At 61.1% G+C, this 7,291-nt stretch carries 4 protein-coding genes; 3 read left to right on the top strand and 1 reads right to left on the bottom strand.

Annotated features, from left to right (window positions below):
• Window positions 1-36: 36 nt before the first annotated feature.
• Window positions 37-2,670, bottom strand: coding sequence for a DNA gyrase/topoisomerase IV subunit A (locus tag ACNPN0_RS11245; protein ID WP_105656762.1), 2,634 nt, complete (start codon window positions 2,668-2,670; stop codon window positions 37-39).
• A 98-nt stretch (window positions 2,671-2,768) separates the two neighbouring features.
• Here ACNPN0_RS11245 and ACNPN0_RS11240 point away from each other — a divergent pair, with 98 nt between their 5' ends.
• Genes ACNPN0_RS11240 through ACNPN0_RS11230 form a run of 3 tightly spaced genes read left to right on the top strand, consistent with a single transcriptional unit; the run spans window position 2,769 to window position 7,255 of the window.
• Window positions 2,769-5,429, top strand: a complete 2,661-nt coding sequence (locus tag ACNPN0_RS11240) for a bifunctional acetate--CoA ligase family protein/GNAT family N-acetyltransferase (RefSeq protein WP_105656761.1) — start codon at window positions 2,769-2,771, stop codon at window positions 5,427-5,429.
• Between the two features lie 51 nt (window positions 5,430-5,480).
• The gene (locus ACNPN0_RS11235; RefSeq protein ID WP_105656760.1) at window positions 5,481-6,068 is read left to right on the top strand and encodes a DUF5998 family protein; all 588 of its coding nucleotides are present in this window, start codon (window positions 5,481-5,483) and stop codon (window positions 6,066-6,068) included.
• A 2-nt stretch (window positions 6,069-6,070) separates the two neighbouring features.
• Complete coding sequence (locus tag ACNPN0_RS11230) at window positions 6,071-7,255, top strand: alkaline phosphatase family protein (protein ID WP_105656759.1); 1,185 nt, start codon at window positions 6,071-6,073, stop codon at window positions 7,253-7,255.
• Window positions 7,256-7,291: the final 36 nt, after the last annotated feature.

Genomic DNA, 7,291 nt, shown 5'->3' with positions numbered 1-7,291 from the left:
GGAAACGACGCCGCGTTCAGTTCTGGCGCTGCTGGATTAGAGGATTACTCCACCGTCGTCGAAAGGCAGCGCGTCTTCGCCCGGCGTGATGGCCGGGGCCGCTTTTGCCTTGGTTGTCTCGGGAATCAACGCTTCTTGCCGCGCGGTTGCCTGGAGGTCCTGGGCAGCAGGTGCTGCAGAAGCATCGTGCCCGCCGGCAATGGTTCCGCCAATGATGTTCACTGACTGGGCCAAAGGCGCGCCCGAACCATCGCGCTTGCCATATTCGGTAGGCAAAGCACGCACTACGCCTGCCGTGGAGCTGGCACGCGCAGGACCCTGGCCGGCATAGCCCAGCTGCAGGTAGTCCTCACCCTTGACGAAACGGTGAGCGCGCACGCCCGCGGTGGCGCGGCCCTTCGCCGGGAACTCGGAGAAGTCGGTGAGCTTCACCGACTGGCCCGAGGTGCCAGGAAGGGTCTGCGAACCGGCAGCGATCGTGGCTACCACCGCGTCGCCAGCACCGGCAGGAACCACACCGAAGAAGATCACCTGGTCATCGGCGGCGAGCTTGATGCCGGCCATGCCTTGTCCGGTGCGGCCCTGGGCACGCACCGCCGAAGCGCTGAAACGCAGCAGCTGAGCCTGCCTGGTCAGGAACACCAGCTCATCGGCATCCTCGGCCGGCGCCGCGGCAATCACGACGTCGGTGTCCTTGAGCGTGATCGCCTCGAACTCGTCACGGTTCAGCGGGTAGTCCGGGGTGACCCGCTTGACCACACCGTTCTTGGTGCCCACGGCAATCACCTGGTTCAGCGGAACCAGTGCCACCGCGCTTTCGCCCTTGCCCAGCTTGAGGAACTCGGAGATCGGCACGCCGTGGGCCAGCTGCGGGAAGCCATGGGATTCGGGAAGCACCGGAACATCGATCAGCGAGATGCGAATAATCCGTCCGACACTCGTCAGCGCTCCGATCTCACCACGGGCGCTGGAAGCAACCTGCGAGGTGAGCACGTCGTGCTTGATGCGCGCCGCGGAGTAGTCCACGACGTCCCGATCAGGAGTCCGGGCGAGCTGCCCCGTGGCCGAGAGCAATACCCAGCACGGGCTGTCGGAGACTTCCATGGCCAACTTGGCCTTCTTGCCTGTCCCGACTTCTTCAGGCAACGCGGTGCCCTTCAGCGGTGCCAGCTGAGCAGACTTCAGCAGCTTGGTCCGGCGCGGGGTGCCGAAAGTGTCGGCCATTTCCCCGAGCTCATCGGAAACCAGGGTGCGCAGCAGCTCATCGGACTCCAAAATGGCGCGCAGTTCCTCGATTTCGTTGCGCAGCTGCTCGGCTTCGGTCTCCAGCTCCAGCGTGGAGTACTTGGTCAGCTGGCGCAACCGCAGTTCCAGGATGTGGCTGGCCTGCGGCTCGCTCAGGTCGAAGACCGTCATCAGGCGTTCGCGTGCTTCTGCGGTCTGCTCGGAGGAACGGATAATGGCAATGACATCGTCAATATCAACGATGGCAATCAGCAGGCCCTCCACCAGATGCAAACGGTCTTCACGCTTGGCCAGGCGATGCGCGGTGCGACGGCGTACAACATCCAGTCGGTGGTCCACATACACGGTGAGCAGTTCGCCCAGCCCCATGGTGCGTGGCTGGCCGTCGACCAGGGCAACGTTATTGATGCCGAAGGAGTCTTCCATCGGGGTGTACTTGTACAGGCTGGCCAGGACAGCGTTCGGGTTGAAACCGTTCTTCAGCTCGATAACCAGCTTCAGGCCGTGATGCCGGTCGGTCAGGTCGACAACATCGGAGATGCCGGAGATCTTCTTGCTGTTGACGCCATCCTTGATCTTCTCGATGACCTTTTCAGGGCCCACGCCATAAGGCAGTTCGGTGACTACCAGGCCCGACTTGCGTGCGGAGATCTTCTCCAGGGCCACGGTAGCTCGGGTGCGGAACAAGCCACGACCGGTGCGGTAGGCATCCTTGATGCCGTCCAAACCGGTAATGCTGCCGCCCGAGGGCAAATCCGGGCCCGGAATGAACTTCATGAGTTCTTCGACGGTGGCGTCAGGTTCCTTGAGCAGGTGTTGCGCAGCAGCGACAACTTCGCCCAGATTGTGGGGAGCCATGTTGGTGGCCATGCCCACGGCAATGCCGGTGGTGCCATTGACCAGCAGATTGGGGAATGCTGCCGGCAGCACTTCGGGCTGCATGAACTGGTTGTCGTAGTTCGGGACGAAGTTCACGACCTCTTCATCCAGGTTAGCGGTCATGGCAACAGCGGAGGCTGCCAGACGGGCCTCGGTGTAACGCGGGGCTGCCGGGCCGTCATCGAGCGATCCGAAGTTTCCGTGGCCATCGATCAACGGCAGCCGAAGGGAGAAGTCTTGGGCCAGGCGGACCATGGCGTCGTAGATCGCGGTGTCGCCATGGGGGTGCAGCTTGCCCATCACTTCGCCGACCACGCGGGCAGACTTGACATGGCCCTTCTCCGGGCGCAAGCCCATTTGCGCCATCTGGAAGAGGATGCGGCGCTGAACTGGCTTCAGCCCATCACGGGCATCGGGAAGCGCGCGGGAGTAGATCACCGAGTAGGCATACTCCAAGAAGGATGATTCCATTTCATTGGTGACGTCTATATCGACGATATTTTCAACGAAATCCGCTGGAATCTCTTCAGACTTCTTACGAGCCATTACTCTGTTCGTCCTTCATCTACTGTCTTAGGGCCGGAACTGCCGAATCTTCGTGTTGCATCTGGGCGCAACGCCGAACTGCCGACTATCCTAAGCCTATGGTGGATCGTAAACTTTCGGCGGCATATCCGGCGCATTGGGAAGCAGATGTTGTGCTTCGCGATGGGACAACTGCACACCTGCGACCGATTACTCCGCAGGATGCCCAAGCGCTCCAGGAGATGCACAAGCAGCAGTCTGAGACGTCAGTCTACTTACGCTATTTTACGTATAAGTCGTCACTGACCCCTAAAGAGCTCGAACGGTTCACCAATGTCGACCATGTGAATCGCGTCGCCTTCACCGTGGTTCGTGGCGCAAGGATCATCGGCGTCGGCCGCTACGACCGCTTGGATGACCCGAGGGAGGCGGAAGTCGCCTTCAACGTCTCGGACGAATACCAGGGCACTGGTATCGGCTCGATCCTCTTGGAGCATCTGGCCGCGGCGGCCCGTGAAAACGACATCGAGAAGTTCTCGGCCGAGGTTCTTCCAGAGAACCGGAAGATGCTCACCGTCTTCTCCGATGCCGGGTACGCGGTCGCACGGCATTTTGAAGACGGCGTAGTCATGCTCGAATTTTCCATCAGTCCCACCGAGAAATCCCGCGAAGTGACCGAGGCGCGAGAACACCGCGCCGAGGCGAGCAGTGTTGCTGCTCTTCTGGCGCCTAGGTCCGTTGCCGTCATCGGAGCCAGCCGCACCTGGGGCAAGCTGGGACACGACGTGCTGGAACAAATTGTGGAATCCGGGTACACCGGTGCCGTGTATGCGGTGAACGATGCGGCCTTGGAAGTGGGCGGCATGGTGGCCTATGGGAAGATCACCGAAATCCCGGGACCGGTGGATGTCGCCTTCCTGTGCATTCCGCGCGAAGGGGTCATGGAAGCCATCGGGGACTGCGCCACCCACGGGGTCAAATCCCTGGTCATCATGACCACCGGCTACGAAACTCCGGAAGGGTTGAGTGCCCAGCGTGAACTTGTGTCGCTGGCTCGTGCCAACGGCATGCGGGTGGTAGGGCCGGGTTCTGCCGGGCTGATGAATACCGACCCGCAGGTGAAGCTGTATGCCACCGGAAGCCACCACGTTCCGCCATCCGGAAACGTCGGATTCTTCACCCAATCGGCCGCCATGGGCACAATCATCCAGGGTGTGGCCTTGCAGCAAGGTGTTGGCCCCAGCAGCGCCATTTCCGCAGGCCTGCGCGCTGACGTATCCGGCAACGACGCGATGCAGTTCTTTGAGGACGACCTGCGTACCCATGTTGTCGCGTTGTACCTGGAATCCTTTGGCAACCCACGCAAGTTCGCACGCATCGCCCGGCGCCTGGCCCGCAGCAAGCCTGTGATCGTGGCTAAATCCGATGTGATGGGCCGCCGCCTTCCTCCGGGCCACTCGGTGCGCGTAGGCCAAGCGCCACCAGGTGCAATGAACGCAATTCTTCGCCAGTCTGGCGTGATTCGCGTGCGCTCATCAGAAGAGCTGCTGGATGTCACGGCCCTGCTTTCGGTCTTCCCTGCGCCGAAGGGCCCGAACGTTGCGATCCTGTCCAACTCCTCGACCATCGCAGAGGTGGTGTGCGACGTCGCCGAGGACAGGAACCTGAACACCGTCGTGCAGAGCGAAGAGCTGGACTACAGCATGGGCCAGTCCAAGGCCATTCCGGTGCTGCGCGCCCGGATCAAGGAACTGGTGGAAGACCCGCAGATCCACACCATTCTGCTGGCGCACCTGCCCTACTCGGAGCTGGATACCAGCGCAGTTCTGAAGGTCGCCAAGGAGTTCATTGGCCAGCCAAAACCAGTGGTGGCATTGGTTCCGGGCCTGGCGGATACGAAAATTACTGGCGGCCTGAAGCAGGGGATTCCGGTATACACCTCGCCAACCACCGTCATCGGCGCCCTGGCCAAGGCCTATGGATACCAGCAGTGGGTTGACGTTCCCTACGAGCCGATGAAGGATCCAGCTGGAATCGACGTGGACGGTGCCGCGGAGTACCTTGATGAATTGGTGCAGACCATCTCGGGGACCAACCTGCTGGAATTGGACGACGCGCAGGTGCAGAAGCTGCTGGACTTCTACGGGATCAAGTTCCTGTCCCATCGGGTGGTGCACACCGCAGAAGAAGCTGTTGCGGCGGCCGAAGAATTCGGCTGGCCGGTGGCACTGAAAGCCAACGACCCTGATCTGCGCCAACGCCTGGACTTGGGCGGCGTGCGCTTGAGCATCCCGGACAAGCAGAGCCTGGAAGCGAACTTCACGCATATGAAGTCGCTGATGGCGGTTTACGGCGTGGACTCCCTGGAAGTGCAGAGCATGGCTCCTGCTGGCCAGGCTTGCGTGGTCAAGGCCGTGGAAGACCCGTTGCTTGGTCCAGTCATTTCCTTCGGGCTCAGCGGCGATCCGGTAAACCTGCTCGATGATTGGGCCCACGGCGTGGCGCCGTTCTCCACCCATGATCTGGAACAGCTCATCCGCCGTCCGCGCAGCAGCGTGCGGCTCTTCGGCTACCAGGGATTGCCGGCGGTGGATCTTGATGCCCTGAAGGACTTCATCACCCGCGTCTCGCTCTTCAAGGACAACCATCCTGAAGTGACCGTTGCCAAATTCGCGCCGATCACCGTTGCCACCGATTCGTTGAGCGTGCTGGCGGTGAACATCCAGATCAGCAACGCTGAGCAACGCACAGATAGCGTCCGCCGGGCATTGCGTAATTGAGTGCAATCGCCGAAACGTGAATTGCCTGTGGCGACTGAGTAGAATTGGGGCATGAGTTCTCCAACGTATTCGACCACTCCTGGCGCTGAGCTTCAGCATGATCTGGTCCGTGCGGGTTTTTATCCGCAGATGGTCCAGGATGTACTGGCTGAAGCCATGATGGGCCAACCAGTGCTTGACCACTATGTACATCTGGAAACTCACTTCGACCATACCGAAGTGCACCGCCATATCACCGTTATGGTGATGAGTGAAAAGGTGCTTTTCATTGTGCACGTCGATGACCAGCAGCTTGACGACCACGGCAAGGACGTCATGGCGCAGGTCTCCGTCGAAATGATTTCCCTGGCCCGCATCGCCTCGGTTGCCACCAGTTACGTCTACCACCAGCCGCAGCATTACTCGGCCGCTGACCCGGTCAAGGAATTGACCTTTGGACTGTCCTGGAACGGAACCAAGCGGATTGATCTGGCCCCTGCCGCCTGTGCCGATCCGCAGTGCGATGCCGACCACGGGCTGAACGGCACCTCGCAGCCTGAGGACTTGGTCATCCGCGTCAGCGCCGAGGCCGACGGCCAGCAGGCCGTGAACAAGGCACGGGAATTCGCTGTCCGCCTGCGCCTGGCCACGATCGCCTGAGCATGATCGAGGAACAGAAACGCAGCAACCTTCCTGTCCCGGCACAGAAAATCCCGGACGCGCCCAAATACGGCCAAGCTACGCTGTCGGAGATCCTTCCGTCGGCAGCCGCTGCAATGGGCGTTCCGGGCTACGAGAACGCTTTGGGCTTTGCCCCGACAAAACGTGTGGCACTGATTATGGTTGACGGACTGGGCTGGAACCAGCTCAAGAGCCATCTCGGGCATGTACCCTTCCTGCGCGGCCTGTTCGAAAAGGGGCAGAAGCTGGGAACGGGATTCCCTTCCACCACCGCGACGTCCCTGAGCAGCCTGGCCACGGGCCTGGCTCCCGGCGAACATGGAATGGTTGGCTATGACGTCATCGATCCGGCCAAGCGCCGTGTAGTTAACCAGCTCGGAGGATGGCCAGGGGACTTGGACCCCGAAGCGTGGCAGACTCGCCCGACCGTTTTCCAGAAAGTCGCCGAGCACGGCATCCACGTGGCTACCGTGTCTATTCCGATGTTCGCCAAGTCGGCCCTGACTCGCGCGTCGTTGCGCGGCCCCAAATTCGTGCCGGCGAACCAGCCTGCGGCCCGTGCGCGTGCTACCCGAACCATTTTCGAGTCGAACCGCAATTCGCTGGTCTACACGTACTTCAATGAATTGGACAAGGCCGGACACAAATTCGGCGTGGACTCCAGCCAATGGCGGGACACGCTCGAAGAGTTGGATTACGTCATTAAGAACCTGGTCTCCAAGCTGCCAGAAGAAACCACGGTGCTGATTACCGGTGACCATGGAATGGTGGACATCCCCGCATCCCAACGCATCGACTACAGCCAGCAGCCGGAGCTTATCGAAGGCGTGGAGCTGACCAGCGGCGAACCTCGTGGAGTCCAATTGACCTTCGACACGCAGACCGACGCGGCTAGCCGGTTACGCGTACGCGAGGCCTGGCAGCAGGCCTACGGCACCAAAGCCTGGGTGATGACGCGCGAGGAAGCCATTGAACTGGGCTACTTCGGCGCCATTACCGAAGAGCATGCAGCCCGGCTGGGTGATCTGATGATTCTGGCAGCGGAAGCTATCGCTTTCTACGACGGCCGACGCGTTACGCCGATGGCGTTTGACATGGTAGGGCAGCACGGATCGCTCACTGCGGGGGAGCGCTTCATCCCGCTGCTGGTGCACCGCACCACCTAGTTCTCAACGGAACAAGCGCATACGGGTGCGGGGGCA

The organism is Glutamicibacter sp. AGC84 (assembly GCF_053543575.1).
The sequence above is the reverse complement of the archived record's forward strand: the minus strand, read 5'-3'. Positions and strand labels throughout refer to the sequence as shown.

Excerpts from the sequence above, each read along its gene's own strand:
- ACNPN0_RS11235 (WP_105656760.1), top strand. The coding sequence starts at position 5,481 with ATGAGTTCTCCAACGTATTCGACCACTCCTGGCGCTGAGCTTCAGCAT.
- ACNPN0_RS11230 (WP_105656759.1), top strand. The coding sequence starts at position 6,071 with ATGATCGAGGAACAGAAACGCAGCAACCTTCCTGTCCCGGCACAGAAA.
- ACNPN0_RS11240 (WP_105656761.1), top strand. The coding sequence starts at position 2,769 with ATGGTGGATCGTAAACTTTCGGCGGCATATCCGGCGCATTGGGAAGCA.
- ACNPN0_RS11245 (WP_105656762.1), bottom strand. The coding sequence starts at position 2,670 with ATGGCTCGTAAGAAGTCTGAAGAGATTCCAGCGGATTTCGTTGAAAAT.